Source organism: Pseudomonas macauensis (assembly GCF_047902425.1).
GTDB lineage: Bacteria > Pseudomonadota > Gammaproteobacteria > Pseudomonadales > Pseudomonadaceae > Pseudomonas.
Genome location: NZ_CP138377.1, coordinates 5679041 through 5705371, shown reverse-complemented (window position 1 = coordinate 5705371; position 26331 = coordinate 5679041). Strand labels below are relative to the sequence as shown.

Annotated in this window: 20 protein-coding genes; 16 read left to right on the top strand and 4 right to left on the bottom strand. The window is 63.7% G+C overall.

The genetic code is table 11. The features are described from left to right. The first annotated feature begins 19 nt into the window (after window positions 1-19). From SD196_RS26060 to SD196_RS26025, 8 genes are all read left to right on the top strand, one after another. Window positions 20-1018 (top strand): glycosyltransferase, encoded by a 999-nt coding sequence (locus SD196_RS26060; protein WP_275609202.1) that lies wholly within the window; start codon window positions 20-22, stop codon window positions 1016-1018. Beyond that, window positions 1015-2250: a glycosyltransferase family 4 protein gene (locus SD196_RS26055; RefSeq protein WP_343578091.1), complete on the top strand. Its 1236-nt coding sequence runs from the start codon at window positions 1015-1017 to the stop codon at window positions 2248-2250. Before SD196_RS26060 ends, SD196_RS26055 begins: the two co-directional genes overlap by 4 nt. Then, the gene (locus SD196_RS26050; protein WP_416310842.1) at window positions 2219-4843 is read left to right on the top strand and encodes a hypothetical protein; all 2625 of its coding nucleotides are present in this window, start codon (window positions 2219-2221) and stop codon (window positions 4841-4843) included. The genes SD196_RS26055 and SD196_RS26050 overlap by 32 nt, the downstream gene beginning before the upstream one ends. 32 nt (window positions 4844-4875) lie before the next feature. Then, a complete protein-coding gene (locus SD196_RS26045) occupies window positions 4876-5967 on the top strand; it encodes a glycosyltransferase family 4 protein (RefSeq protein WP_275609199.1) in 1092 nt (363 codons plus the stop codon). Window positions 5968-6003: 36 nt separating this feature from the next. Then, entirely contained in the window at window positions 6004-6879 is an 876-nt protein-coding gene (gene rfbA / locus SD196_RS26040; RefSeq protein ID WP_331319603.1) for a glucose-1-phosphate thymidylyltransferase RfbA, read from the top strand. Between the two features lie 96 nt (window positions 6880-6975). Further along, complete coding sequence (locus SD196_RS26035; RefSeq protein WP_275609197.1) at window positions 6976-8376, top strand: undecaprenyl-phosphate glucose phosphotransferase; 1401 nt, start codon at window positions 6976-6978, stop codon at window positions 8374-8376. Between the two features lie 43 nt (window positions 8377-8419). After that, window positions 8420-9541 carry a polysaccharide biosynthesis/export family protein gene (locus SD196_RS26030; RefSeq protein WP_275609196.1) on the top strand — a complete coding sequence of 374 codons (1122 nt, stop codon included), beginning with the start codon at window positions 8420-8422 and terminating at the stop codon, window positions 9539-9541. A gap of 830 nt (window positions 9542-10371) precedes the next feature. Continuing rightward, on the top strand, window positions 10372-11730 hold the full coding sequence (locus SD196_RS26025) for an OprD family porin (RefSeq protein ID WP_331319604.1): 1359 nt from the start codon (window positions 10372-10374) through the stop codon (window positions 11728-11730). Window positions 11731-11896: 166 nt separating this feature from the next. Here the strand turns inward: SD196_RS26025 and aguA are convergent, their stop codons facing one another. The 4 genes from aguA to SD196_RS26005 form a co-directional block, all read right to left on the bottom strand. After that, window positions 11897-13006 (bottom strand): agmatine deiminase, encoded by a 1110-nt coding sequence (gene aguA / locus SD196_RS26020; protein WP_416310841.1) that lies wholly within the window; start codon window positions 13004-13006, stop codon window positions 11897-11899. 276 nt (window positions 13007-13282) lie between these two features. Beyond that, window positions 13283-13924 (bottom strand): TetR/AcrR family transcriptional regulator, encoded by a 642-nt coding sequence (locus tag SD196_RS26015; protein WP_275609193.1) that lies wholly within the window; start codon window positions 13922-13924, stop codon window positions 13283-13285. A 55-nt stretch (window positions 13925-13979) separates the two neighbouring features. Then, entirely contained in the window at window positions 13980-15041 is a 1062-nt protein-coding gene (locus SD196_RS26010) for a polyamine ABC transporter substrate-binding protein (protein ID WP_416310840.1), read from the bottom strand. Between the two features lie 240 nt (window positions 15042-15281). Next, the gene (locus SD196_RS26005; RefSeq protein ID WP_275609191.1) at window positions 15282-16661 is read right to left on the bottom strand and encodes a glutamine synthetase family protein; all 1380 of its coding nucleotides are present in this window, start codon (window positions 16659-16661) and stop codon (window positions 15282-15284) included. Between the two features lie 278 nt (window positions 16662-16939). On the opposite strand from SD196_RS26005, the gene SD196_RS26000 reads away from it, so the two are divergent. From SD196_RS26000 to SD196_RS25965, 8 genes are all read left to right on the top strand, one after another. Beyond that, the gene (locus tag SD196_RS26000) at window positions 16940-17689 is read left to right on the top strand and encodes a gamma-glutamyl-gamma-aminobutyrate hydrolase family protein (protein WP_275609190.1); all 750 of its coding nucleotides are present in this window, start codon (window positions 16940-16942) and stop codon (window positions 17687-17689) included. Window positions 17690-17730: 41 nt separating this feature from the next. Continuing rightward, complete coding sequence (locus SD196_RS25995) at window positions 17731-19089, top strand: glutamine synthetase family protein (RefSeq protein WP_275609189.1); 1359 nt, start codon at window positions 17731-17733, stop codon at window positions 19087-19089. 61 nt (window positions 19090-19150) lie between these two features. Then, window positions 19151-20515 carry an aspartate aminotransferase family protein gene (locus tag SD196_RS25990; RefSeq protein ID WP_275609188.1) on the top strand — a complete coding sequence of 455 codons (1365 nt, stop codon included), beginning with the start codon at window positions 19151-19153 and terminating at the stop codon, window positions 20513-20515. Between the two features lie 116 nt (window positions 20516-20631). Beyond that, complete coding sequence (locus SD196_RS25985) at window positions 20632-21732, top strand: polyamine ABC transporter substrate-binding protein (RefSeq protein ID WP_370600272.1); 1101 nt, start codon at window positions 20632-20634, stop codon at window positions 21730-21732. 226 nt (window positions 21733-21958) lie between these two features. Beyond that, window positions 21959-23047, top strand: coding sequence for a polyamine ABC transporter substrate-binding protein (locus SD196_RS25980; protein ID WP_416311780.1), 1089 nt, complete (start codon window positions 21959-21961; stop codon window positions 23045-23047). 152 nt (window positions 23048-23199) lie between these two features. Further along, window positions 23200-24354 carry an ABC transporter ATP-binding protein gene (locus SD196_RS25975; protein ID WP_275609186.1) on the top strand — a complete coding sequence of 385 codons (1155 nt, stop codon included), beginning with the start codon at window positions 23200-23202 and terminating at the stop codon, window positions 24352-24354. Between the two features lie 26 nt (window positions 24355-24380). Beyond that, entirely contained in the window at window positions 24381-25262 is an 882-nt protein-coding gene (locus tag SD196_RS25970) for an ABC transporter permease subunit (RefSeq protein ID WP_275612032.1), read from the top strand. Next, window positions 25259-26134, top strand: coding sequence for an ABC transporter permease subunit (locus SD196_RS25965; protein WP_275609185.1), 876 nt, complete (start codon window positions 25259-25261; stop codon window positions 26132-26134). The genes SD196_RS25970 and SD196_RS25965 overlap by 4 nt, the downstream gene beginning before the upstream one ends. Window positions 26135-26331: the final 197 nt, after the last annotated feature.

Genomic DNA, 26331 nt, shown 5'->3' with positions numbered 1-26331 from the left:
ACGAAGGAGACGCGCCATCATGAGTGGATCGACCGTACTGGTGACGCTGACCTATGGCGATCGCCTGGCGTACCTGGAGGAACTGCTCGCCAGGGCCTTGCGCGAGCCGGACATAGCCCGTGCGATCGTCGTCAGCAACGCCTCGGTGGCCGAACTGGACCACTTGTTCAAGCTCTGGCCCAACCGCGTCCAGGTGATCGAGCTCAGCAGCAACACTGGCTCGGCCAACGGCTATTGCGTGGGCATCGCGGCGGCGTTGAACACCGGCTGCGATTACATCTGGCTGATGGATGACGACAACGCGCCGATGCCGGGCGCCTTCCCCCTGCTCAAGCAGCGCCTGCTCGACTGCGTGGAACGCCACGGGGCGGACCAGACTGCGGTGCTGGGCTTTCGCGCGGAGCACCAGGCGGACGTCGTCGCTGGCGTGCCGAGACGCTTCATCGCGCCGCCGCGCTCCAGCTACTTCGGCTTCCACGTGCACCAACTGCCCTACAAGCTCTGGCGCCGCACGCCCTGGGGCAAGCCCCACCCGCACCCACTGGAGCCTTTGCTGGAGCTGCCATTCGCCTACTACGGCGGGCTGCTGGCGCACCGCCGGCTGATCGAGCGCATCGGCCTGCCGCGCCGCGAGCTGGTGCTCTATGCCGACGACACCGAATACACCTTTCGCATCAGCGCCTGCGGCGGCCATCTCTACCTGGTACCCGATGCCGGGCTGGATGACCTGGAGCGCTCCTGGAACCTCAAGCAGCGCACCTCCAACATCTACGAGACCTACCTGCTCGGCAGCTCGGACCTGCGCGCCTACTACGCCGCGCGCAACCAGGCCTGGTTCGACAAGAACCTGTGGGTCACCTCACCGCTGATGTACCGCTTCAACCGCTGGGTATTCCTGCGCCTGTTGCACTTCTTCGCCCGCCGGCATGGCCGCGAAGGGCGCCTGCAACTGCTGCTGCGTGCGATCCGCGACGGCGAGTCCGGCGCACTGGGCATGAGCCGGACCTATCCGCTATGAAACTCCTGTTCCTCAACACCCTCTATGCCCCGCACATCGGCGGCGGCGCGGAGCTGATGGTGCAAGCCATGGTCGAGGGCCTGCAGGGGCGCGGCCATGCGGTGCAGGTGCTGAGCACGGGCCCCGACGCCGGCGTGCACGGCGAATTGCACAATGGCGTGCCGGTGTTGCGCGCCGGCCTGCGCAACCTCTACTGGCCGTTCGCCGGCCAGCGCCCCGGCCCGCTGCGGCGGCTCGCCTGGCATGCGCTGGACCGCTACAACCGGGGCATGCGCGATGTGCTGGCGCAGGTGCTGGCGCAGAACCGGCCGGACCTCGTGGTATGCCATAACCTGGCGGGCTGGTCGATCGCCGCCTGGGATGCGATCCGCGATGCCGGGATGCCCATCGTGCAGGTCCTGCACGACCAGTACCTCACCTGCCCGCGCGGGATGCGTTTCCACAAGGGCAAGCACTGCCAGCAGCAATGCGTCTCCTGCGCGCTGCTGCGGCGCTCCCATGCGCAGGCGTCGGCACGGGTCGACACGGTGGTCGGCGTCAGCCGCTACCAACTGTCTGCCCTGGTCGATGCGGGCTACTTCGCCCACAGCCAGCGCTATGTCATCTACAACTGCGCGCCGTTCATACCCTGGCAGGAGGCGCCGGCCGAGGTCACGCCACGCCGTCCGCTGCGTTTCGGCTTCATCGGCGCGCTCACCCCGAACAAGGGCGTGGAGTGGCTGATCGAGCAGTTCCAGAAGCAGGCGCTGGATGCTTCGCTGCTGATCGCAGGACGTGGTGAGGCGGATTATGTGAACACGCTGAAATCCCTCGCCGGCCCGCAGCACGTGCACTTCGTTGGCTATCGCAATTCCTGCGGATTCTTCGCCGAGATCGACGTGGCCGTGGTGCCCAGTATCGGCACGGAATCCTTCGGCCTGGTGGCGCTGGAAGCCTGCGCCCATCACTTGCCGGTGATCGTTTCGACCCGTGGCGGCCTCGTCGAGATCGTCCGGGACGGAGTCAACGGTCTGCACTGCTCGCCGGAGCGCCCCGACTCGCTGGGCGAAGCGCTGCGCCGCCTCAGCGAGGACGCGTCGCTACGCCAGCGCCTGGCCTCCCACGCCCGCGATAGCGTGGCGTCGATGCTCAGCGTCGAGCGGATGCTCGACGAGTACGAAGCCGTCCTGAACCGCACCCTGCTCAGCCGTGGAGCCCGCCATGGATCTGCAATCGCCGTATCCACGCTTTGAGCCCTCCCGTGGCATCACTTTCGACCGCTCGCTGCTGGTTCTGTGGGTAGTGGTGGCGGTGCTGCTGGTGGAGACCTTCAACGGGGCGTTGCGCTTCTACGCCGACCAGGTCGGCCTGTCGGCGCTGGTCTACGTGCCGAAGGTGGGCTGCGTGATCGCGGTGGCCTGGGAGCTGTTCACCCGGCCGCAGCAGCGCGGCCTGTGGATGCTGCTGATCCTGGCGGCGGCCTCGCTGATGCTCGGCCTGCTGCATGGCGCGAACTCGCTGGCCGGGGCCTTCAGCATTTTCATCTATGCGCCGCTGCTATTCGGCCTGCTCTGCGGAACCTATCTGGAGATGCACCGCAAGATGCTGGGCTGGGTCGTCTTCTTCTGCTTCGTCGCCTCGCTGGCGGGCATTGCGCTGGACATGCTCGGCAACGTGCCCTGGAAGGGATACACCTACGCCATGGCCGGTGTCGTGATCAGCGGCAACCGCGCCTGGAGCGCCTACGGACTGGACCGCATCGCCGGCTTCTCGCGGATGTCAGCGAGCCTGGCTTTCATGTTGTCGATCTTCAGCCTGTACCTGGGCTCGTTCCGCCTGTCGCTGCTGCTGCGCTGGCTGATCTACCTGGTGGCACTGGTGGGCATCGTCCTGACCACCAACAAGACCTCCGCCGTCGCCTTCGTCATCGTCCTGCTGGTGATGAATACTGCCGGGTACCGTCTGATATTCCTGCTGGCCACGCTGGTGGTGGTGTTCGGCGCGCTGGCGCTACCGCTCTACGGCTTGATCGTGGATGTCGAGCCGTACCTGGCCAGTTCCAGCAGCGACAATCTGCTCGGCTCGATGGTGGAGCGCCTGGTCCACACCTGGCCGGACCTGGTCAAGGTGATGACCTACAACGGTTGGGCCTACACCGGCGCCGGACTGGGCATGACCGGCAGCGCCTACGCAGCCTACCCGGTGTTCGGCATCGAGCAGTTGGCGGTGGCGGACAATACGCTGTTGTACCTCTGGCTGCTGTTCGGTGTCGCAGGTATTGGGCTCTACGTCCTGGCGATCCCGCTGCTGATGCGTCTACAGCGCCAGCCGGGAAGCGAGGCCCGTGCGCTGCTGGGCATCACCTACTGCATCCTGCTGATGGGCTGGACCAGCGACGTACTGGAAGCGCAGGTGCCGAGCCTGTTCCTGGGCCTGGCCATCGGCCGTGCGTTGCGCTTGCCGGAGGAGCTGGTCACGCCGCCGGCGCCGCAGGCCTGGCGTCTGCAGGGCAAGGGCGGGCTGCTCGGCCTGCTGCTGTGTGGCGCGCTGCTGTTCGCCGGAGCAGGGCAGGCGCCCCGCGCACTGGCCAACGAGGCGCCGGTGGCCGGGTCGGTTGCGCCGGATTTCATCGTCGGCGTCAGTACCCATCAGAACAGCCGCCCGGGCAACCGCGACGGCATCAATCGCCTGGCACAACAGGCCGGCATCCAGTCGTTCCGCGACGATGCCTTCTGGTCCAGCGTCGAGCGCGAACCCAATGTGCTGTCCATCTACGACAGTTGGCGCACTCAGCTGCGCAGTACCCGCAGCCTGGGCATCAGCACCTTGCTGATCCTGGGGGTGGAGAACCAGTTCCACGGCAACGCCAAGCCCCGTGACGAGGCTTCCCGTGCCGCCTACCTGCGCTATGTGCGCTATGTGGTGCGCAGCTTCAAGGGCCAGGTGGCGATCTACGAGATCTGGAACGAATGGGATGTGGAGAACCCCACCGACAAGGCTTTCAGCGACGAGTACCTGGTTCTGGTCCGTGCCACGGCGAAGGTGATCCGCGAGGAAGACCCACAGGCCAGGATCATCGCCGGCGCCGTGACGCTGCGCGGTATCCGCGAGGGCTTCGCCGAGCGCCTGGTTGCCGGTGGCTTGCTGGACGTCACGGACGGTCTGTCGCTGCACCCGTCGGTGTACTGCGAGGGCGACCTGGCGACACCGGAAAACTGGCTGGGGTGGTTCACGGGCGTCAACCAGCAGCTCGAACGGGCCGCCGGCAAGCCGGTGCCGTTGTACTTCACCGAGTTCAGCTGGCCGGCCAACGAAGGCGGCTGCGGACTCAGCCGCGAACGCCAGGCGGCCTACCTGGCGCGTGCCTACTTCCTGCTGCGCAGCTTGCCGAACGTGAAGGGCTCCTGGTGGTACGACCTGGTGGACGACGGCATCGACCGCCGCGAGATGGAGCACAACTTCGGCCTGCTCACCGCCGACGGCAAGCCCAAGCCGGCCTACCACGCGATGACCAGCGTGGCGGCGATCATCGGGCAGTACCACTTCGCCGGCCGGGTGCCCAACGACGACCCGAACGTCTACCTGCTGCGTTTTGCCAAGGCCGGCGACGAAATCCTGGTGGCCTGGACCCTGGGCCGCGAACAGAGCCTGAAGATCACCAGCCAGCCGGGCAGCTCCGATCTCCTCTGGCGCCTGCGGGACTTCGATGGCGTCAGCGCCAATCCGGGCGAAAAGGTGCCCTGGAACTGCCCCGCGGGTGGAGGGCCGTGCCAGGCCGACATCCGTATCGACAACGCTCCGACGCTGCTGCGCAGCGCTCCGGGCTATCAGCTGTCACTGCGCTGAATACGGCGCGACGACTCGCCGAGAGGGCTTCCATGATCGTTATCAACGCGCGTTTCCTGTCCCAGGAAATCAGTGGCGTGCAGCGCTTCGCCGAGCAGATCTCGCTGTCGCTGGCGCGCTTGCGTGGCGACGTGCATTTCGTTGCGCCACCCGGCCCGCTGCAGCGGGAGGAGGTCGCCCAGCGCCTGCACGTCGAGCGCATCGGGCGCAACCACGGGCACCTGTGGGAGCAGGTCGACCTGCCGCTGTGGCTGTTGCGCAACGGACGGCCGCTACTGGTGTCGCTGTGCAATACCGCACCATTGGCCTATGGCCCGCAATTGGCGACGCACCACGACATCGCCTACGTGCGGCATCCCGAGAGCTTTTCCTGGCGCTTTCGCGCGCTGTACCGGACGTTGACCCCGCTGATGCTGCGGCGGGTGCTGGCGCTGGTCAGCGTCAGCGAGTTCTCCCGCCAGGAGATCGCCTCGCACTACCACTTTCCCAGCGAGCGCATCCACGTGATCGCCAACGCGGTGTCCTCCGCGTTCTGCCCCGGTCCCGTGGTCTCGGGCGGGCGACCCTATCTGCTGGCGGTGTCCTCGCCGGCCGCGCACAAGAACTTCGCACGGATGATCGAGGCGTTCGACCTGCTGCACGATCTGGACGTCGACCTGCATATCGTCGGCTCGGCCGCCCGTGCCTTCGTCGATTACCGCTTGCAGTCCAGCGGGCAACACGAACGCGTGCGCTGGCTGGGACGCATCGACGACCAGCAGCTGATCGAGGAGTACCGCGGCGCGGCAGCCTTCGTTTTCCCGTCGCTCTACGAAGGGTTCGGCATACCGCCGCTGGAGGCGCAGGCCTGCGGTTGCCCGGTGATCGCTGCTCGCAGTGCCTCGGTCCCCGAAGTGCTGGGCACCTCGGCGCTGTACTTCGACCCCGCCGATACCCAGGCCCTGGCTACGGCGATGCGCCGCGTGCTGCGGGATGGGAAGCTGCGCACCAGCCTGCGCAATGCCGGGTTGGAGAATGTCCTGCGCTTCTCCTGGGACCTTTCCGCCCTGCGTCTCTCCACCCTGATCGACTCCTTTCTAGCCGAACGCGCGGACTATCTGCCGCGCTTCAAACCGCTCGAGTAGCCCGGTTCCCGGCTACCGCGCCAAGGAGGCATTGCCATGAAAGGCATCATTCTCGCCGGCGGCTCCGGCACCCGCCTGCACCCCATCACCCTCGGGGTCTCCAAGCAATTGCTGCCGATCTTCGACAAGCCGATGGTGTACTACCCGCTGTCGGTGCTGATGCTCGCCGGCATCGACGAGATCCTGCTGATCTGCACCCCCGCCGACCTGCCCAACTTCCGCGCGCTGCTCGGCGACGGCGAGCAGTTCGGCCTGCACCTGCACTATGCAGTGCAGCCCTCGCCGGACGGCCTGGCCCAGGCCTTCCTGATCGGCGAGGAATTCATCGGCAGTGATTCGGTGTGCCTGGTGCTGGGCGACAACATCTTCTACGGCCAGAGCTTCACCGCGACCCTGCGCGAGGCCGCCTCGCGCGAACGCGGCGCCACCGTGTTCGGCTATCAGGTGGCCGACCCCGCGCGCTTCGGCGTGGTGGAGTTCGACGCCGACGGCAACGTGCTTTCCATCGAGGAAAAACCCCGGGTGCCGCGCTCCAACTACGCCGTGACGGGGCTGTATTTCTACGACAACCGGGTGGTTGAAATGGCCCGGCAGATTCGCCCCTCGGCGCGCGGCGAGCTGGAAATCACCGACATCAACAACCTCTACCTCGAACTTGGCGAGTTGCGCGTGAGCCTCCTGGGGCGCGGCTTCGCCTGGCTGGACACCGGCACCCACGAATCGCTGATGGAGGCCGGTCACTTCGTCCAAACCATCGAGGCGCGGCAGGGGCTGAAGGTCGCCTGCCTGGAGGAAATCGCCTTCCAGCAGGGCTGGCTTTCCACCGAGGGCTTGGCCCTGCAGGCCGAGCGCCTGGGCAAGACCTGTTATGGCCGCTACCTGCAGCAATTGCTGCGCGATGCCCGTCCCTGAAACGTCTGGCCGATTGGCCGTGGCGGTGCGTCAGTGATCCATCTGCCGTGAGAGGCAGTGGCGCCAGGATGAGCGCCGAGTGTGGTGAGGTTTTCCATGTCCATTCGATCGAAGGGAATACTGCGGGCGAACCAGTCCCTCCTGGCGGTGGCGCACCGTTTGCTCGATCTGCTGGTCATCGTCCTTTCCGGGGCGATTCTCCTGAGTGACGGCAGCGGTATGCCGGATGCCCGCGTCTGGGTGACGGTCCTGCTGTGCGTGATGCTGTTCCACTGGCTGGGCGAGCTGAATCGGCTGTATGGCTCCTGGCGCGGTGAATCCATGTTGCGCGAGTCGCTGCTGGTCACCAGCTACTGGTCCCTGACGTTCTTCGCCGTGCTGCTGCTGGATGCGGCGCTGCGCCATGGCATCGTCATCGACGAACGCCGCTTCGCCTGGTTCGCTGGTGCACTGCTGGTGATGTGCGCTTACCGACTGCTCCTGCGCCTGCTCCTGCGCCTGGCGCGCCGGCATGGCTTCAACAGCCGCAACGTGGCCATCTACGGCACCGGGGAAGTCGGCGCGCACCTGGCCTCGACCATCCTCGACGCCCCCTGGATGGGCCTGCGCCTGGTCGGCTTCTACGACGACCGCCCGCAGCAGATGGCGCTGGAAGAGCGGGTGCCGGTCATGGGCGGGCGCCTGGCGCTGATCGAGGCGGCGCGCAGCGGACAGATCGACAAGGTCTACCTGACCCTGCCGCTGTCCCGCGAGCCATTGCTCAACGAACTGATTCGCGAACTTTCCGACACCACCGTGTCGGTCTACCTGATTCCCGACCTGTTCATGTTCGACCTGCTGCACGCGCGCAGCGAGAGCATCAACGGCCTGGAAACCATCAGCATCTTCGATACCCCCATGGACGGGCCCAACGCAGTGCTCAAGCGCATCGAGGACGTGGTCCTCGCCTCGCTGATCCTGCTGCTGGTGTCGGTGCCGATGCTGCTGATTGCCGTGGCGGTGAAACTCACCTCGCGCGGCCCGGTCCTGTTCCGCCAGACCCGTTACGGGATGGATGGCCGACCGATCCGCGTGTGGAAGTTCCGCAGCATGACCGTCATGGAAGACGGAGCGCAGGTGATCCAGGCCTCGCGCAACGACTGCCGCGTCACTCGCCTTGGCGCGTTCCTGCGACGGACCTCGCTGGATGAACTGCCGCAGTTCCTCAACGTCCTGCGCGGTGACATGTCGGTGGTGGGGCCCCGGCCCCATGCGGTCGCGCACAACGAGCAGTACCGCCGTCAGGTCAGCCACTACATGCTCAGACACAAGGTCAAGCCCGGCATTACCGGGTGGGCCCAGGTCAACGGCTGGCGTGGTGAAACCGACACCCTGGAAAAGATGCAGAAACGCATCGAGTTCGACCTGGACTACATCGAGAACTGGTCCGTCTGGTGGGACCTGAAGATCGTTGGGTTGACCCTCTTCAAGGGCTTCGTCAACCACAACGCGTTCTGAGGCAGTCCCCCCTACCAACACCCTGCTTCAAGGAATGATCGCCATGAAAACTCTGTTCGTGATCGGTCTTGTTGTCGGCAGTCTGACGCTACAAGGCTGTGTATTTTCCCCCGGTCAGCACATGACGGACTCCGATATCGAGAAAGAGGCGCGGGACCAAGGCATGCGCATCACCCTCGTCCCCATCACCCCGCAGGTGCTGCAAAGCCAGGACATGGCCCGTGCCAACCAGCAGCTGCCGGCGGAGCTGCTCAACTACAAGCCGCAGCAGGGTGAATACGTGATCGGCGCAGGGGACGTGCTGCTGGTCACTGTCTGGGACCACCCGGAACTGACCAGCCCCGGCTCGACGCAGCAGATGGAGGCCAACGGTCGTGTGGTCGGTGCCGACGGCAACATGTTCTTCCCCTACGCCGGTACCGTGGCGGCGGCTGGCAAGACGCCGACCCAACTGCGGGGACAACTGGCCAGTCGACTGGCCAAGAAGGGCATTGTCGACCCGCAGGTGGACGTGACCGTGCTGCGCTATGCCAGCCAGCACATCGTGATGTCCGGGGCCTTCCAGAACGGCGGCCAGGTGGAACTGAACAATACGCCGACGACGCTGGTGCAGGCGGTGAGCAAGGCCGGCGTGGTGGCCGGCGACGCGGACCTATCGGGGCTGACCCTCAAGCGCGACGGACGTGAGTACCTGATCGACGTCGATGCGCTCAATCGCAGCGGCTCCGCCTTGAGCGGCGTCTACCTGAAGAACGGCGACCAGATCCACCTGCCTTACAACGACCGCAAGAAAGTCTACATCGTGGGTGAAGTGCACCAGCCGACCGTGGTGACCTATCGCACCACTGGCCTGAGCCTGCTGGAAGTGCTGGGCAACGCGGGGGGCCTCAGCCAGGAAACCTCCGATGCCGACGCCGTCTACGTGATCCGCGCCGGTGACCTGCAACCGGACGCCAATGGTTCCCAGAGCGCCCTCACGGCGAAGGTCTTCCACCTGGAGGCGAAGAAGCCCACGGCCTTCGCCCTGGCCCGTGATTTCGCCATGCAGCCCCAGGACGTGGTGTTCATCGGCCCGGCCAACATTACCCGGTGGAACCGCTTCATCAGCCAACTGCTGCCGTCGGCCTCCTTCATCGGGACCAGCGCTACGGTCGGTCATAAGTAACCGGGGCACGCCATACAACGAAAGGAGAACTCGTACCTGGCAATCGGACTGGTCACAGGGGCGAGCGGCAATCCGACTGGCGACTATCCGCCGGGCTGTACAGGGCTGTGCACGCTCTTTCGGACCAGCAGAGCTCGGCACCGTCATTCTGCGTTTTCTTGGGCATCCCCTAGCAATGCCCATAACCCGCCCGTGTTGCAGCACGGGCGGGTTTCTTTTTTTTCCGCCCCTGGAAAACCACAGTCGGTCTCCTCGATCAACCGGGGTACCTCGTCAGAGGTGCAGTCCGGCGAGGTTTGGGCGTGATATCATATATTCCATAAAGAAATTACATTGTAATAATTAATTCTTTTTTGATTTATAGAGCTTCTTTTATCGTTGCCCCCAGCGCTGTCGTGAGGACGGTTGGCAAGTGCGGTTGGGGTGGCGGTTTCCCGCCAGCAAGGGCGATGTTCGTGGCGGTTTCCCGCTTAGTGGTCTGGAGGAAAAGATTCGCTGACAAGTCTGAAAGGCAGATTTGGCGGGGAGTCGGGCAGGCAAGGCCGGTTGGCCTGGGGATTGCCTAGCCAGTGGTGCATGCCCCGCGCATCGCCACGACAACAAGACACGAGAACAGACCCATGCCGTCCCTTTCAGCTGCTGCCTTCCCGCCTGCTTGCCTGCGCATCACCCCTGCCTAGGGGAGCGTTGCATCACCACTGAATAACCGTTGCCGCGCGTGTCCGCACGTACGCGCCGTGGCTTCTGCTTGCCGTTCGGTCGGGCTCCGGGGGAGCTGGTTGTCGCGCTGAATGGCCTGTTTTCCAAGATCAATAAATGGGGAAAATCCAATGAAAAGCCGCACTCTCACGCAATCGAGCCTGGCGCTCGCCATCGCTGCCGCGGGCCTGGCCCAGTCGGCCGTCGCCGGTGGGTTCATCGAAGACAGCAAGGCCAACCTCACCCTGCGCAACTTCTATATCAACACCGACAACCGCAACGGCCCCTCCGCACCGAGCAAGCAGGAAGAGTGGGGCCAGGGCTTCCTGCTCAACTACACCTCCGGCTACACCGAAGGCACCGTGGGCGTTGGCGTCGATGCGCTGGGCCTGCTCGGGGTTCGTCTCGACAGCGGCAAGGGCACACATTACAACCCGACCAGCTCGAACTTTTCCGGGACTGTATTCCCCACCGATAGCGATGGCCGCGCGGTGGACGATTTCTCCCACCTGGGCGCCACCGGCAAGGTGAAGGTGTCCGCTACCGAGCTGCGCTACGGCACCCTGCTGCCGAAGCTGCCGGTGGTCACCTACAACGACGGCCGCCTGCTGCCGCAGACCTTCGATGGCGGCCAGGTCACCTCCAACGAGTTCAAGGACCTGACCCTGATCGGCGGCCAGTTGGAGCACATGAAGGGCCGCAGCTCCAGCAACAACGAGGGGCTGTCCATCGCCGGCGCCAACAACGCCCGCACTGGCGAGTTCGTCAACAAGTTCTACTACGGCGGCGCCGACTACAAGCTGACCAAGGACCTGACGCTGCAGTACTACTACGGCAACCTGCAGGACTTCTACAAACAGCACTTCCTCGGCCTGCAGCACAACTGGGCGATCGGCCCGGGCGTGCTGAAGTCCGACCTGCGCTACTTCAACAGCAGCGACGACGGCAAGAACGGCCACGACAAGGCGTTCTACACCAACGGCTACTACGGTAACGGCGTGACCAAGGGCGAGGTCGACAACCGCGCCTGGAGCGGCCTGTTCACCTACACCCTGAGCGGCCACAGCTTCGGCGCCGGCTACCAGCAGCTCAGCGGCGACAGCGACTTCCCGTTCATCAACAACGGTGACGGCGCCACCGCCTACCTGATCACCGACGTGCAGATCGGCAAGTTCCTGCGTGCCGGCGAGCGCACCTGGCAGGTCCGCTACGGTTACGACTTCGCCCAGGCCGGCCTGCCGGGTCTGACCTTCCAGACCCTGTACCTGCACGGCGACAACATCGACACCAAGTACGGCGACAAGAGCGAGTGGGAGCGCGACATCTCCCTGGCCTACGTGATCCCGGACGGCGCCTTCAAGGGCCTGGGCTTCACCTGGAAGAACGCTGCCCTGCGCAGTGGCCTGCCTTACGAGGGCAAGGGCACCGCGACCCAGCGTGACCAGGACGAGAACCGCCTGATCGTCAGCTACACCATCCCGCTGCTGTAAGCCTCGCCGGCTTTTGTAGGAGCGAGCTTGCTCGCGAATGCCTCGGCAGCGGGGCTTGTTCGCGAGCAAGGACCGGGCATCCCCCGCGGTCCTACAGGGATGGTCTTCCGCAAAATGAAAAGGCCGTCGCTCCTTACGGGGCGACGGCCTTTTCAATGACCGCGAATCAGCGCTTCTGCGGCGCCGGCTGCTGCTGGGTGATGCAGTGGATGTTGCCGCCGCCCAGGAGGATCTCGCGGCCGGGCACCATTACCACTTCGTGCTCGGGGAAGATGCGCTTGAGGGTGGCTTCGGCCTCGGCGTCCGCCGGGTCGTTGAAGCGCGGGGCGATGATGCCGCCGTTGACGATCAGGAAGTTGACGTAGGAACCGGCCAGGCGGATCGACGGATCGCGCGGCTGAGTGCCGATCACCAGGTCGATGCCTTCGCACTCGGCTTCGGTGGCGTGGATCGGGCCGGGGATGACGATCTTGTGCACGGTCAGCTGGCGACCCTTGGCGTCGCGGGCGCTTTCCAGCACGCGCATGGCGGCCTGGCAGCGCTCGTAGTTCGGGTCGTTGACGTCGTCGGTCCAGGCCAGCAGGACTTCGCCCGGGCGCACGTAGCAGCAGAAGTTGTCCACATGGCCGTCGGTTTCGTCGTTGAACAGGCCGTCCGGCAGCCAGATCACGGTATCGATGGCCAGGTGATCGCGCAGGTTGGCTTCGATCTCTTCGCGGCTCAGGTGCGGGTTGCGGTTGTGGTTGAGCAGGCATTCCTCGGTGGTAATCAGGGTGCCTTCGCCGTCCACGTGGATCGAGCCGCCTTCGAGCACGAAGCCTTCGGTGCGGTAGCCGGCGCAGCACTCGATGCCGAGGATCTTGCTCGCCACCTGGTCGTCGCGGTGCCAGGGGAAGTACAGTCCGCCTTCCAGGCCGCCCCAGGCGTTGAAGGTCCAGTCCACGCCGCGCACTTCGCCCTTGTCGTCGGTGACGAAGGTCGGGCCGGTGTCGCGTACCCAGGCGTCGTCGTTGCTGATTTCCACCACGCGGATGTTGGTCGCGTCGGCCAACTGGGCGCGGGCGTTCTCGTACTGGCCGGCGGAGACGCCGACGGTTACCGGCTCGAAGCGGGCGATGGCGCGGGCCACGGCGCTGAAGGCGGCTTGCGCGGGCTTGCCGCCCAGGCGCCAGTTGTCCGGACGCTCGGGCCAGACCATCCAGGTCTGGGTATGGGGTTCCCATTCCGCCGGCATGCGGAAGCCATCGGCGCGGGGAGTGCTGGTCAGAGTGGTCATGGGGCGATCCTTGGTGAGGGCTTCGAAGGATGGGCGCAAGGCGGATACTTATCGATGAGTATCTCCGCGCTCCACCCATCCTGCGCAGTGGGTTATGTCATTCGAGAGGGCGTCGCCGTCGAGAGTCGCAAGGGGCCAGTATAGGTCGGCGGTTGCGGCGTCGCGTCGAGCTTCTCCCTAAATGGGAGAATTTATAGCCGATAAAAATCGATTTATGAAGGGCGTTTGAGAAATATTGGGCCCGTCTGTCCGGATGTTTGTCGGATAAAAATCGATTTATGGCAGTGGGGCGGGACGTTTCGGCAGGCAGGGCGGCAGGTACAGCGACAGGTAGGCATCGATCACCCGCATGCCTTCCTCGGCCAAGCGCTCGGTGATCTGCCCGTGACGCTGCACGGAAAGGGCGTAGACGCGGTCGCCCAGTTCGATGGCCAGGCTGAAGACTTCAAGGTCCTGCGGCAGCGGCGGTAGTTCGAAGTGCCGTTCGAACAGTTGGCGCATCGCGGCGCCCAGTTGCACGTCGTGCTGGCTGTCGGCCTGGGTGACCTCGGCCAGGCCGTGGCTGGCGAGGATCAGCTGGCGCGCCGCGGCGTCGCCCGCGTACACCGCCAGCGTGCGTTGCTCGACCTGGTGCGCGAGATCGCGCCAGTCGCGCAGGGCGGCGTGGTCGACGGGCTGTTCCAGGCAGGCGCGGAAGGCGGCGTGGACATCGCTGGTGAGCCCCTGGAGCAGGGCCGGCACGCTGGGGAAGAAGTGGTAGACGGAGGAGGGCGGTATCTGGGCGCGCTCGGCCACCGCGTAGATCGACAGGCTCGCCGCGCCGCTCTCGGCCAGCAGCGCGCGGGCGGCGTCGAGGATCACGGCGATGCGCGCCTGGCTGCTGGCGCGGGGCTTGCGAGTGGGGGCGTGTGCGGGCATGTCGACCTCCGGAGCTGGGCGGTTATTGGACGCCAGCTCCGGGGCGCTCGGCAAGTCAGCTGCCGCCGGCGCGGAGTTTGCTCCACAGCTCGGTGATCACCGGTGCGGTCTTCTCCGGCGCGGTTTCCAGGGCGAACAGGCGGCGCTTGGTCTCCTGGTCGGGATAGAGGCCGGGCTGGGCCCGCAGGGCGGCGTCGAGGAACTGCGCGGAGTCCTTGTTGCCGTTGGGGTAGAGCGTGGCGGCGGTGATCTGCGCGGCGACCTTGGGTTGCATCAGGTAGTCGATGAACTTGTGCGCGAGGTCGGGCTGTTCGGCCGAAGTCGGGATCACCAGGTTGTCGATGAACAGCACCGAGCCCTCCTGCGGCACCACGAAGCGCACCGGCTGGCCGGCGTTGGCGGCGTTCAGCGCGTCGCCGACCCAGGCCATGGCGACGCACAGCTTGCCGCTGTTGAGGTCCTGGATGTAGCGCTCACTGTCGATGTAGCGCAGGTTCGGGCGCAGTTGGGTGAGCACTTCGCCGGCGCGGCGGATCTGCGACGGGGCGCTGCGGGCGAAGTTGCGGCCCTGGTAGTTCATCAGCACCGAGAAGGCTTCGTCCGGCGCGTCCAGCAGGCTCATGCCGCAGTTCTTCAGGCGCTGGCTCTGCTGCGGGTCGAACAGCAGGCTCCAGCTGTCGGGCAGTTTGCCGCCGAAGGCCTTCTCGGCTTCCGGCTCGTTGATCGCCAGGCCCACGGCGCCCCAGAGGTAGGGCACGGCATGCTGGTTGTTCAGGTCTACCGCGGCCAGTTTGCTCAGCAGTTGGCTATCCAGGTGGCCACGGTTGGGGAGTTTGGCGAAATCCAGGGGGCGAATCAGCTTCTTGCGAATCAGTGCCGGCAGGTCGTTGTGGGAGGGCACCGCAACGTCGATGTGTTCACCCTGCTCCAGTGCCTTGAGCAGTTCCTCGTCGGTGCTGTAGGTGTGGTATTCGACGCGAACGCCGGTGTCCTTCTCGAAGTCCTTGAGCACTTCGGGGGCGATGTAGTCGTTCCAGTTGTAGACGCGGATGACCTGGTCGGCCCATCCGGACAACGGGCACAGCAGCAACAGCAGCAAGACGTACAGGCGTGGCATTGGCGATCTCCCTGATTTGACCACATGTCAGCGGGTGCGGCCTGAGCCGCTGATGGCGCAACAGCAAAGCACGACAGACGCGACGGACGCCCGAGTGGGCGGATGGAGGCATCGCGAGCAGAAGGGAGATGCAGGTATGGGTCGCCGCGGCGCCCCTCTCGCCGTTGCGATGTTGCAGTCCCCGGGATGTGCCAGAGGCACAAAGAAACGCCGGCGCGAGGGCCGGCGTTTCGTTACCACTTATACGGTATGCAGATACCAGTTGTACTCGAGGTCGGAGATCGAATATTCGAACTCCTGCATCTCGTGTTCCTTGCACGCGACGAAGATGTCGATGTACTCGGGGCTGATGTACTTGTTCATCACATCGCTGTCGTCCAGCTCGCGCAGTGCATCGCGCAGGTTGTTCGGCAGGCTCTGTTCCAGCTGCTCGTAGGCGTTGCCTTCGATCGGTGCACCGGGCTCGACCTGGTTGGTCAGGCCGTGGTGGATGCCCGCCAGCACGGCGGACAGCAGCAGGTACGGGTTGGCGTCGGCGCCGGCGACACGGTGCTCCAGGCGAACCGCTTCCGGTGCGCCGGTCGGAACGCGCAGGGCGACGGTGCGGTTGTCCAGACCCCAGCTCGGTGCGTTCGGCACGAAGAAGGCCGAACCGAAGCGGCGGTAGGAGTTGACGTTCGGGCAGAGGAAGGCCATCGACGCCGGCAGGGTCTCGAGCACACCGCCGATCGCGTGGCGCAACGCGGCGTTCTGCTCGGGATCCTCGCTGGTGAAGATGTTCTTGCCGTCCTTGTCGAGCAGCGAGACGTGGACGTGCAGACCGTTGCCAGCCTGGCCCGGGTAGGGCTTGGCCATGAAGGTCGAATCCATCTCGTGGTCGTACGCGACGTTCTTGATCAGGCGCTTGAGCAGGACTGCGTAGTCGCAGGCCTTCAGGGCGTCGTCAACGTGGTGCAGGTTGACTTCGAACTGTGCCGGGGCGCTTTCCTTGACGATGGCGTCGGCCGGAATGCCCTGGGCGCGGGCGCCGTCGATGATGTCCTGCAGGCAGTCGGCGTACTCGTCGAGGTCGTCGATGGAGTAGACCTGGACCGATTGCGGACGCTTGCCGGAGATCGGCGAACGCGGCGGCTGCGGACGGCCGTTCACGTTTTCCTGGTCGATCAGGTAGAACTCGAGCTCGAAGGCCGCGACGATGGTCAGGCCGATGTCGGTGAACCTCTGCACCACCTGGCGCAGCACTTCACGGGGGTCGGCGAAGAACGGCTGGCGCTCTTCCATCTCGTGCATGGTCATCAGCAACTGCGCGGTCGGGCGCTTCTGCCAGGGTTCCATGGACAGGGTGTCAGGGATAGGGAAGCAGACGCGGTCCGCGTCGCCAATGTCCAGGCCGAGGCCAGTGCTTTCTACAGTGGAGCCGGTGATGTCGAGAGCGAAGAGAGAGGCGGGGAGGTTGATGCCCTTCTCATAGACTTTGGGCAGGCTGGTGCGTTCGATGCGCTTGCCGCGAACCACACCGTTCATATCTGCAATAAGGAGGTCGACGAACTGGACCTCGGGGTGTTCCTTCAGGAACTCACTCGCTTCTTCAAGCGAAACGGCACTCTGGGGTACCGACATGATGCAACACCTTTATTGTTAAAAATTTCAATCATTCGAGGGCTGAGGTGTGAGTCAATCCGAATTGGCAAGGGTTGTCAATGTCGCACCAAAATAGGGCGTTGCATTCGCAGTAGGCCGTTTTTGGGGCGTTACAGGTCGCTTCGGGTGAGCGGAGAGCCTTGGCTGACGGGCTGTTCAGTGGGGCGTGTTTGATTTTTTACATTCCTATTGTGTAAAAAAATGAACAAGGCTAAGCTCGGCCTCAAGCCCATAACACATACAAACACGGGTGCCCCATGTCTCGCCTGCCGCTAATCGGCGTGTCCGCCTGCCTGAAGCAGATCGGTTCGAAACCCTACCACGTCACTGGCGACAAATACCTCAGAGCTGTGATCTCCGGGGCCTCGGGCATTCCGGTGATCATTCCCTCCCTGGGCGATGCCATCGACCAGGAAGCCATGTTGGCCGCACTCGACGGCCTGCTGTTCACAGGTTCGGCGTCGAACGTCGAACCTCATCATTATAGTGGCTCCGCGAGCGAAGCCGGCACTCTTCATGATCCCGCGCGCGACAGCACCACGCTGCCGCTGATTCGCCGCGCCGTCGCGGCCGGGATTCCGGTGCTGGGCATCTGCCGCGGATTCCAGGAAATGAACGTGGCCTTCGGCGGCACGCTGCACCAGAAAGTGCATCAGGTCGAAGGCTTCATGGACCACCGCGAGCCGGCCGACCAGCCGCTCGAGGTTCAATACGGACTGCGGCACGCGGTGAGCGTGCAGCCGGGCGGCGTCTTCGCCGGTATCGGTCTACCCTCGCAGTTCCAGGTCAACTCCATTCACGGCCAGGGCGTTGAACGTCTGGCGCCTGGCCTTCGTGTAGAAGCTCTGGCGCCTGACGGGTTGGTTGAAGCCTTCTCCGTCGAAGGTGTGGACTTTGCCGTCGGTGTGCAGTGGCACCCGGAGTGGCAGGTCGAAACGAACCCCAACTATCTCGCTATCTTCCAGGCCTTCGGCAAGGCCTGCAGCAAGAGGGCGGGGAACCGTTGAGCCTGGCGTTGGTGCCCGGCTCTCAACCCCCTGAGGTCTTTATGACTAGCAAGTTAGACCAGCTCAGCAGCTGGCTGAAGGAACGCAAGATCACCGAGGTGGAATGCATGATCGCCGACCTGACCGGGATTGCCCGGGGCAAGATCGCGCCGACTGCAAAATTCCTCAATGAGAAGGGCATGCGCCTGCCGGAGAGTGTTCTCCTGCAGACCGTGACCGGTGATTACGTCGAGGACGACATCTATTACGACCTGCTGGACCCGGCCGACATCGATATGGTCTGCCGCCCGGACGAGAATGCCGTGTTCCTCGTCCCGTGGGCCATCGAGCCGACCGCGATGGTGATCCACGATACCTACGACAAGATGGGTAACCCCATCGAGCTGTCGCCGCGCAACGTGCTCAAGCGTGTACTCCAGCTCTATTCCGACAAGGGCTGGAAGCCGATCGTCGCGCCGGAGATGGAGTTCTACCTGACCAAGCGCAGCGACGACCCCGATTACCCGCTGCAGGCTCCGGTGGGCCGTTCCGGCCGCCAGGAGACCGGTCGCCAGTCCTTCTCCATCGACGCGGCGAACGAATTCGACCCGCTGTTCGAAGACATGTACGACTGGTGCGAACTGCAGGGCCTGGATCTGGACACCCTGATCCATGAGGAAGGCACCGCGCAGATGGAGATCAACTTCCGTCATGGCGATGCCCTGGACCTTGCCGACCAGATCGTGGTGTTCAAGCGCACCATGCGCGAGGCGGCGCTCAAGCACAACGTGGCGGCGACCTTCATGGCCAAGCCGATGACCGGCGAGCCGGGCAGCGCCATGCACCTGCACCAGAGCATCGTCGATCTCAAGACCGGCAAGAACATCTTCTCCAATGCTGACGGCAGCATGAGCGAGCTGTTCCTGCACCATGTCGGTGGCCTGCAGAAATTCATTCCCGAAGCCCTGCCGCTGTTTGCCCCGAACGTCAACTCGTTCCGCCGCTTCCTGCCCGATACCTCGGCGCCGGTGAACGTGGAATGGGGTGAAGAAAACCGTACCGTCGGCCTGCGCGTGCCGGACTCCAACCCGGAGAACCGTCGTGTGGAAAACCGCCTGGCCGGCGCGGATGCCAACCCCTACCTGGCCCTGGCCGCCAGCCTGCTGTGCGGTTACATCGGCATGGTCGAAGGCATCAAACCCAGTGCCCAGGTCAAGGGCCGTGGCTATGAACGGCGTAACCTGCGTCTGCCCCTGACCATCGAGGCGGCGCTGGAACGCATGGAAGGCAGCAAAACCCTGGAGAGTTACCTGGGCGACAAGTTCATTCGCGGTTACGTCGCGGTCAAGCGCGCCGAGCACGAGAACTTCAAACGGGTGATCAGCTCCTGGGAGCGCGAGTTCCTCCTGCTTTCCGTCTGATCGGCGTGGGGCCCGGAACCCCGTCCGGGCCCTGTGTTACTTAGAGAGAGGTTTTTACGAGATGACTATCCAGACCAGCGCCAAGACCCAGCATTGGCAGGCGCTCAGCCGCGAACACCACCTGGCTCCGTTCACCGACTACAAGCAGCTGAACGAGAAGGGCGCTCGCATCATCACCAAGGCCGAAGGTATCTACCTGTGGGACAGCGAGGGCAACAAGATCCTCGATGGCATGGCCGGCCTGTGGTGCGTGAACGTTGGCTACGGTCGCAAGGAACTTGCTGAAGCCGCCTACAAGCAGATGCAGGAACTGCCCTACTACAACCTGTTCTTCCAGACCGCCCACCCGCCGGCGCTGGAACTGGCCAAGGCCATCGCCGACATCGCCCCCGAAGGCATGAACCACGTGTTCTTCACCGGTTCGGGCTCCGAGTCGAACGACACCGTGCTGCGCATGGTCCGCCACTACTGGACCATCAAGGGCCAGCCGCAGAAGAAAGTGGTCATCGGCCGCTGGAACGGCTACCACGGCTCCACCGTCGCCGGCGTCAGCCTGGGTGGCATGAAAGCGCTGCACGAACAGGGCGACCTGCCGATTCCGGGCATCGTGCACATCCCGCAGCCCTACTGGTACGGCGAGGGCGGCGACATGTCGCCGGAAGAGTTCGGCGTCTGGGCTGCCGAGCAGCTGGAGAAGAAGATTCTGGAAGTGGGCGAAGACAAGGTCGCCGCTTTCATCGCCGAGCCCATCCAGGGCGCGGGCGGCGTGATCGTTCCGCCGGAAACCTACTGGCCGAAGATCCGCGAGATCCTCGCCAAGTACGACATCCTGTTCATCGCCGACGAAGTGATCTGCGGCTTCGGCCGTACCGGCGAGTGGTTCGGCAGCCAGTACTACGGCAACGCCCCGGACCTGATGCCGATCGCCAAGGGCCTGACCTCCGGCTACATCCCCATGGGCGGCGTGATCGTTCGCGACGAAATCGTCCATACCCTGAATGAGGGTGGGGAGTTCTACCACGGCTTCACTTACTCTGGTCACCCGGTTGCGGCGGCTGTCGCGCTGGAGAACATCCGCATCCTGCGGGAAGAGAAGATCGTCGAGCGAGTGAAGGCCGAAACGGCACCGTATTTGCAAAAACGCTGGCAGGAGCTGGCCGACCACCCGCTGGTGGGTGAAGCGCGCGGTGTCGGTCTGGTGGCAGCACTGGAGCTGGTGAAGAACAAGAAGACGCGTGAACGCTTCGAGAAGGGCGTGGGGATGGTGTGCCGCGAGCACTGCTTCCGCAACGGCCTGATCATGCGTGCGGTCGGAGACACTATGATTATTTCGCCACCCCTGGTGATCGAGAAATCGCAGATCGACGACCTGATCACCCTGGCGCGCAAGTGCCTCGATCAAACCGCCGCAGCCGTTCTGTCTTGAGTCTTTCACCGGACCTTTGACAGACTGCGCCTGTGCGTTGGCCAGGCTCACCGGGTGGTGACGGTCGAACTGACCACGCCACCCGGAACATCAAAAAAACAAACGGAGCTACCCGCATGTTCAACACCCTCGGCAAATCCCTGCTCGCTGTGACTCTGGCGGGCGCTGTGGCCGGTATGGCGCAGGCAGATGACAAAGTGCTGCACGTTTACAACTGGTCGGACTATATCGCGCCGGATACGGCCGATAACTTCACCAAGGCAAGCGGGATCAAGGTCGTCTACGACGTCTACGACAGCAACGAAGTGCTGGAAGCCAAACTGCTGGCCGGCAAGTCGGGTTATGACATCGTGGTTCCGTCCAACTCCTTCCTCGCCAAGCAGATCAAGGCTGGCGTCTACCAGCCGCTGGACAAGTCCAAGCTGCCGAACTGGAAGAACCTCAACCCCGACCTGATGAAGACCCTGGAAATCAGCGACCCGGGCAACAAGTTCGCGATTCCGTACCTGTGGGGCACCATCGGCATCGGCTACAACCCGGACAAGGTCAAGGCCGTACTGGGCGACAACGCTCCGGTCGACTCCTGGGACCTGGTGTTCAAGCCGGAAAACATCCAGAAGCTGAAGCAGTGCGGCGTGAGCTTCCTCGACTCGCCGACCGAAATGCTGCCGGCTGCTCTGCATTACCTGGGCTACAAGTCCGATAGCCAGGACCCGAAAGAGCTGAAGGAAGCCGAGGCGCTGTTCCTGAAGATCCGTCCGTACATCTCCTACTTCCACTCCTCGAAGTACATCTCCGACATCGCCAACGGCAACATCTGCGTGGCCATCGGTTACTCGGGCGACGTCTACCAGGCCAAGTCCCGCGCCGAAGAAGCCAAGAACGGCGTGAAGGTCGCCTACAACATTCCGAAGGAAGGCGCGGGTGCGTTCTTCGACACCGTGGCTATCCCGAAGGACGCCGAGAACCCGGAAGGCGCTCTGAAGTGGATCAACTATCTGCTCGAGCCGAAAGTGATCGCCGAGATCAGCGATACCGTTTCCTACCCGAACGGCAACTCCGCCGCGACTCCGCTGGTGAGCGAAGCCATCCGCAAGGACCCGGGTATCTATCCGACCGACGAGGTGATGAAGAAGCTGTACGCCTTCCCGGACCTGCCGGCGAAGACCCAGCGTGCAATGACCCGCAGCTGGACCACCATCAAGTCCGGCAAGTAATCGGGTAGTCGCCGGCGCGTTTGCACGCCGGCCGATGTACCGGGTAGGTGGCGGGGGAGTTCGCTCCCCCGTTCTCCCGGCAGGAACTCCGTAGCTTCCATCAGTGGAATGGCTGCGCAAGTCGAGGCGCTCTCGCGCACCTGAAGGCTTCGGCGCTATCCACGGAATGGCCGTCGCCGCCAACCGACAGAAGAAGTTAAGACAACGAGAGGACTCACGTGTGCGCATTCCCTTCCGCAGAACCCTGATCGCCGCAGTCTCCGTATTCGGCCTGGCCTCGCTGGCCCAGGCGGGGCAGACCGTCCATATCTACAACTGGTCGGACTACATCGGCGAGACCACCCTGGCCGATTTCGAGAAGGAAACCGGTATCAAGCCGGTGTACGACGTCTTCGACTCCAACGAGACCCTGGAAGGCAAGCTGCTGGCCGGCCGCACCGGCTATGACGTGGTCGTGCCGTCCAACCACTTCCTCGGCCGCCAGATCAAGGCGGGCGCGTTCCAGAAGCTGGACAAGAGCCAGCTGCCGAACTGGTCGAACCTCGACCCGCACCTGATGAAACAGCTCGAGGCGAATGACCCGGGCAACCAGTACGGCGTGCCGTACCTGTGGGGCACCAACGGCATCGGCTACAACGTCGACAAGGTCAAGGCCGTTCTGGGTGTCGACAAGATCGATTCGTGGGCTGTCCTGTTCGAGCCCGAGAACATGAAAAAGCTCAGCCAGTGCGGCGTCGCCTTCCTCGATTCGGGCGACGAGATGATGCCGGCTGTGCTCAAGTACCTGGGTCTGGACCCCAACAGTACCAACCCGGACGACTACAAGAAGGTGGAAGAGAAGCTGATGGCGGTGCGTCCGTACGTCACCTACTTCCATTCCTCGAAGTACATTTCCGACCTGGCCAACGGCAACATCTGCGTAGCGGCCGGTTTCTCCGGTGACGTATTCCAGGCCGCCAACCGCGCCAAGGAAGCCGGCAAGGGCGTGAACATCGCCTACGCCATTCCCAAGGAAGGCGCCAACCTGTGGTTCGACATCCTCGCCATTCCGAAGGATGCCTCCAACCCCAAGGCCGCCCATGCGTTCATCAACTACCTGCTCAAGCCCGAAGTGATCGCCAAGGTCAGCGATTACGTCGGTTACGCCAACCCGAACCCCAAGGCTGGCGATTTCATGGATGAGTCCGTGCGCAACAATCCTGAGGTGTACCCCCCCCAGGAGGTTCTCGACAAACTCTTCGTGCAGCATGAGCTGCCGCCGAAGACCCTGCGCCTAATGACCCGTTCCTGGACCAAGATCAAGTCGGGCAAGTAAACCCGGGTCCTTCCGAGTTCCATCCGTGCGGGCACGGTGCGTCGGAGCGATCTCGGAATGCCCATTTGGCGCACGTAAACTGCGCCAGCCTGTAGTTATCCAAGCATGCCCGGCCGCGGGGGCCGGGCCTCTATGATTTGGGAGTTGTGGTAATGGCAATAGCCTCCGGTGCCTACAAGAAAGCCCTCAGCGGCGACCAGAAACCTAAAGAGGTTCTGGTAAAAATCGACCGGGTCAGCAAGCAGTTCGACGAAACGTTGGCTGTGGACAGCGTGTCCCTGGATATCAAGAAGGGTGAGATCTTCGCCCTGCTCGGTGGTTCGGGTTCGGGCAAGTCGACCCTGCTGCGTATGCTGGCTGGTTTCGAGCGTCCCACTGAAGGTCGCATCTTCCTCGATGGCCAGGACATTACCGACCTGCCGCCCTATGAGCGGCCGATCAACATGATGTTCCAGTCCTACGCCCTGTTCCCCCACATGAGCGTGGCGCAGAACATCGCCTTCGGCCTCAAGCAGGACGGCCTGCCCAAGGACGAGATCGACAAGATCGTCGACGAGATGCTCAAGCTCGTGCAGATGACCCAGTACGCCAAGCGCAAGCCGCACCAGCTCTCCGGTGGCCAGCGTCAGCGCGTGGCCCTGGCCCGCTCGCTGGCCAAGCGTCCGAAGCTGCTGCTGCTCGACGAGCCGATGGGCGCCCTGGACAAGAAGCTGCGTTCGCAGATGCAGCTGGAACTGGTAGAGATCATCGAGCGCGTGGGCGTGACCTGCGTGATGGTGACCCACGACCAGGAAGAGGCCATGACTATGGCCCAGCGCATCGCCATCATGCACCTGGGTTGCATCGAGCAGATCGGCAGCCCCATGGACATCTACGAGACCCCGGCCAGCCGCCTGGTCTGCGAGTTCATCGGCAACGTCAACCTGTTCGACGGCGATATCGTGGAAGACCTGCAGGACCACGCGGTGATCGCCTGTCCGAAGCTGGAAAACCCGATCTACATCGGCCACGGCATCAGCACCCGTGCCGAGAACAAGCGCATCACCTACGCGCTGCGTCCGGAAAAGGTCATGGTCAGCGCGCAGAAGCCCGAGAACCTGGAGCACGAAGGCTGCAACTGGGCCCAGGGCACCGTCTATGACATCGCCTACCTGGGCGGCCACTCGGTGTACTACATCAAGCTGGCCTCCGGCATGATCGTGCAGGCCTTCATGGCCAACGCCGAGCGTCACGTGGCCCGCCCGACCTGGGACCAGCCGGTGTACATCAGCTGGTATGACGACAGCGGCGTGGTACTGCAAGCATGAACATTGGCGCATCGATCCTGAAACGTATGCCACGGGGGCGGCATGCCGTCATCGGCATACCGTTCTTCTGGCTGTTCCTGTTCTTCCTGCTGCCCTTCGCCATCGTGCTGAAGATCAGCTTGGCGGCCGCTGACGTGGCCATCCCGCCGTACACCGAGGTGTTCCAGTACGCCGACCAGACGTTGCAGGTGGTGATGAACCTCGGCAACTACCTGATGCTGACGGACGACCCGCTGTACATCGACGCCTATCTCGGCTCGCTGAAGATGGCGGCGATCAGTACCTTCCTCTGCCTGCTGATCGGCTACCCGATGGCCTACGCCATCGCCCGCGCCAGCAAGGAGATGCAGACCGTGCTGCTGCTGCTGATCATGATGCCGACCTGGACGGCGATCCTGATCCGCGTGTACGCCTGGATGGGCATCCTGTCCAACAACGGCCTGCTCAACGGCTTCCTGATGTGGCTGGGCGTGATCAACGAGCCGCTGACGATCCTCAACACCAACTTCGCGGTGTACATCGGTATCGTCTACTCGTACCTGCCCTTCATGGTCATGCCGCTCTACGCCAACCTGGTGAAGCACGACATGAGCCTGCTGGAAGCCGCGTCCGACCTCGGTGCGCGCAACTTCACCCGCTTCTGGAAGATCACCGTGCCGCTGTCCAAGAACGGCATCATCGCCGGCTGCATGCTGGTGTTCATCCCGGCGGTGGGCGAGTTCGTGATCCCGGAACTGCTCGGCGGCCCCGAGACGCTGATGATCGGTAAGGTGCTGTGGCAGGAATTCTTCAACAACCGTGACTGGCCGGTGGCGTCTGCCCTTGCCGTCGTGATGCTGGCGATCCTGATCGTGCCCATCATTCTCTTTAACAAGAACCAGGCTAAAGAGCTGGAGGGCAAGGTATGAACAAGCGCTGGTCGTTCTCCAACATCATGCTGGTGTTGGGCCTGCTCTTCATCTACGTGCCGATGATCATCCTGGTCATCTACTCCTTCAACGGCTCGAAACTGGTGACCGTCTGGGGTGGCTGGTCGGTCAAGTGGTACGTCGGCCTGCTCGACAACCAGCAACTGATCGGTTCGGTGTTCCGCTCGCTGGAAATCGCCGTCTACACCGCGTTCTCCTCCGTGGCGCTGGGCACCCTGGCCGCCTTCGTGCTGACCCGCATCCCGCGCTTCCGTGGCCGTACGCTGTTCGGCGGCATGGTCACCGCGCCGCTGGTCATGCCCGAGGTGATCACCGGTCTGTCGCTGCTGCTGCTGTTCGTGGCCATGGCCCAGCTGATCGGCTGGCCGCAGGAGCGCGGCATCGTCACTATCTGGATCGCCCACACCAGTTTCTGCTCGTCCTACGTGGCGGTAGTGGTGTCGGCGCGCCTGCGTGAGCTGGACCTGTCGATCGAAGAAGCAGCCATGGACCTGGGCGCCAAGCCCTGGAAAGTGTTCCTGCTGATCACCATCCCAATGATCGCCCCGTCGCTGGCGGCGGGCGGCATGATGTCCTTCGCCCTGTCGCTGGACGACCTGGTTCTGGCCAGCTTCGTGTCCGGTCCTGGTTCCACCACCCTGCCGATGGAAGTGTTCTCCGCCGTGCGCCTGGGTGTGAAGCCGGAGATCAACGCCGTTGCCAGCCTGATCCTGCTGACCGTTTCGCTGTTCACCTTCTTCGCCTGGTACTTCACCCGTCAGGCCGAAGAGCGTCGCAAGCGCGCGATCCAGGAAGCCATGGAGTCCAACGCGACCGACTGGCAGCAAAAGGGTTCGACAGCCACCGCCTGACACCGTCTTGTCGGCCGGTTGCTTCCGGCGATTGTCGAACCACGGGCCACCTTCGGGTGGCCCGTGTTTTTTGCGCGCACGTTATTCCGAAGTGTCTGGATTTCCTGGGTTTATCGGAAAAATCTGTAAGTACAAAGCCCTACTCCGGCGAAATCGCCAACTAATATTTAACTCGTTCGGTGGCGTTTACCGGCCTC

Bases quoted from the DNA above. Each gene is read 5' to 3' on its own strand.
- SD196_RS26045 (WP_275609199.1), top strand. From the start codon at position 4,876: ATGATCGTTATCAACGCGCGTTTCCTGTCCCAGGAAATCAGTGGCGTG.
- SD196_RS25970 (WP_275612032.1), top strand. From the start codon at position 24,381: ATGCCACGGGGGCGGCATGCCGTCATCGGCATACCGTTCTTCTGGCTG.
- SD196_RS26000 (WP_275609190.1), top strand. From the start codon at position 16,940: ATGTCTCGCCTGCCGCTAATCGGCGTGTCCGCCTGCCTGAAGCAGATC.
- SD196_RS26060 (WP_275609202.1), top strand. From the start codon at position 20: ATGAGTGGATCGACCGTACTGGTGACGCTGACCTATGGCGATCGCCTG.
- SD196_RS26025 (WP_331319604.1), top strand. From the start codon at position 10,372: ATGAAAAGCCGCACTCTCACGCAATCGAGCCTGGCGCTCGCCATCGCT.
- SD196_RS25995 (WP_275609189.1), top strand. From the start codon at position 17,731: ATGACTAGCAAGTTAGACCAGCTCAGCAGCTGGCTGAAGGAACGCAAG.
- SD196_RS25990 (WP_275609188.1), top strand. From the start codon at position 19,151: ATGACTATCCAGACCAGCGCCAAGACCCAGCATTGGCAGGCGCTCAGC.
- SD196_RS26015 (WP_275609193.1), bottom strand. From the start codon at position 13,924: ATGCCCGCACACGCCCCCACTCGCAAGCCCCGCGCCAGCAGCCAGGCG.
- SD196_RS26030 (WP_275609196.1), top strand. From the start codon at position 8,420: ATGAAAACTCTGTTCGTGATCGGTCTTGTTGTCGGCAGTCTGACGCTA.
- SD196_RS26005 (WP_275609191.1), bottom strand. From the start codon at position 16,661: ATGTCGGTACCCCAGAGTGCCGTTTCGCTTGAAGAAGCGAGTGAGTTC.
- SD196_RS26050 (WP_416310842.1), top strand. From the start codon at position 2,219: ATGGATCTGCAATCGCCGTATCCACGCTTTGAGCCCTCCCGTGGCATC.
- SD196_RS26055 (WP_343578091.1), top strand. From the start codon at position 1,015: ATGAAACTCCTGTTCCTCAACACCCTCTATGCCCCGCACATCGGCGGC.
- SD196_RS26035 (WP_275609197.1), top strand. From the start codon at position 6,976: ATGTCCATTCGATCGAAGGGAATACTGCGGGCGAACCAGTCCCTCCTG.
- aguA (WP_416310841.1), bottom strand. From the start codon at position 13,006: ATGACCACTCTGACCAGCACTCCCCGCGCCGATGGCTTCCGCATGCCG.
- SD196_RS25985 (WP_370600272.1), top strand. From the start codon at position 20,632: ATGTTCAACACCCTCGGCAAATCCCTGCTCGCTGTGACTCTGGCGGGC.
- SD196_RS25965 (WP_275609185.1), top strand. From the start codon at position 25,259: ATGAACAAGCGCTGGTCGTTCTCCAACATCATGCTGGTGTTGGGCCTG.
- SD196_RS25975 (WP_275609186.1), top strand. From the start codon at position 23,200: ATGGCAATAGCCTCCGGTGCCTACAAGAAAGCCCTCAGCGGCGACCAG.
- SD196_RS26010 (WP_416310840.1), bottom strand. From the start codon at position 15,041: ATGCCACGCCTGTACGTCTTGCTGCTGTTGCTGCTGTGCCCGTTGTCC.
- rfbA (WP_331319603.1), top strand. From the start codon at position 6,004: ATGAAAGGCATCATTCTCGCCGGCGGCTCCGGCACCCGCCTGCACCCC.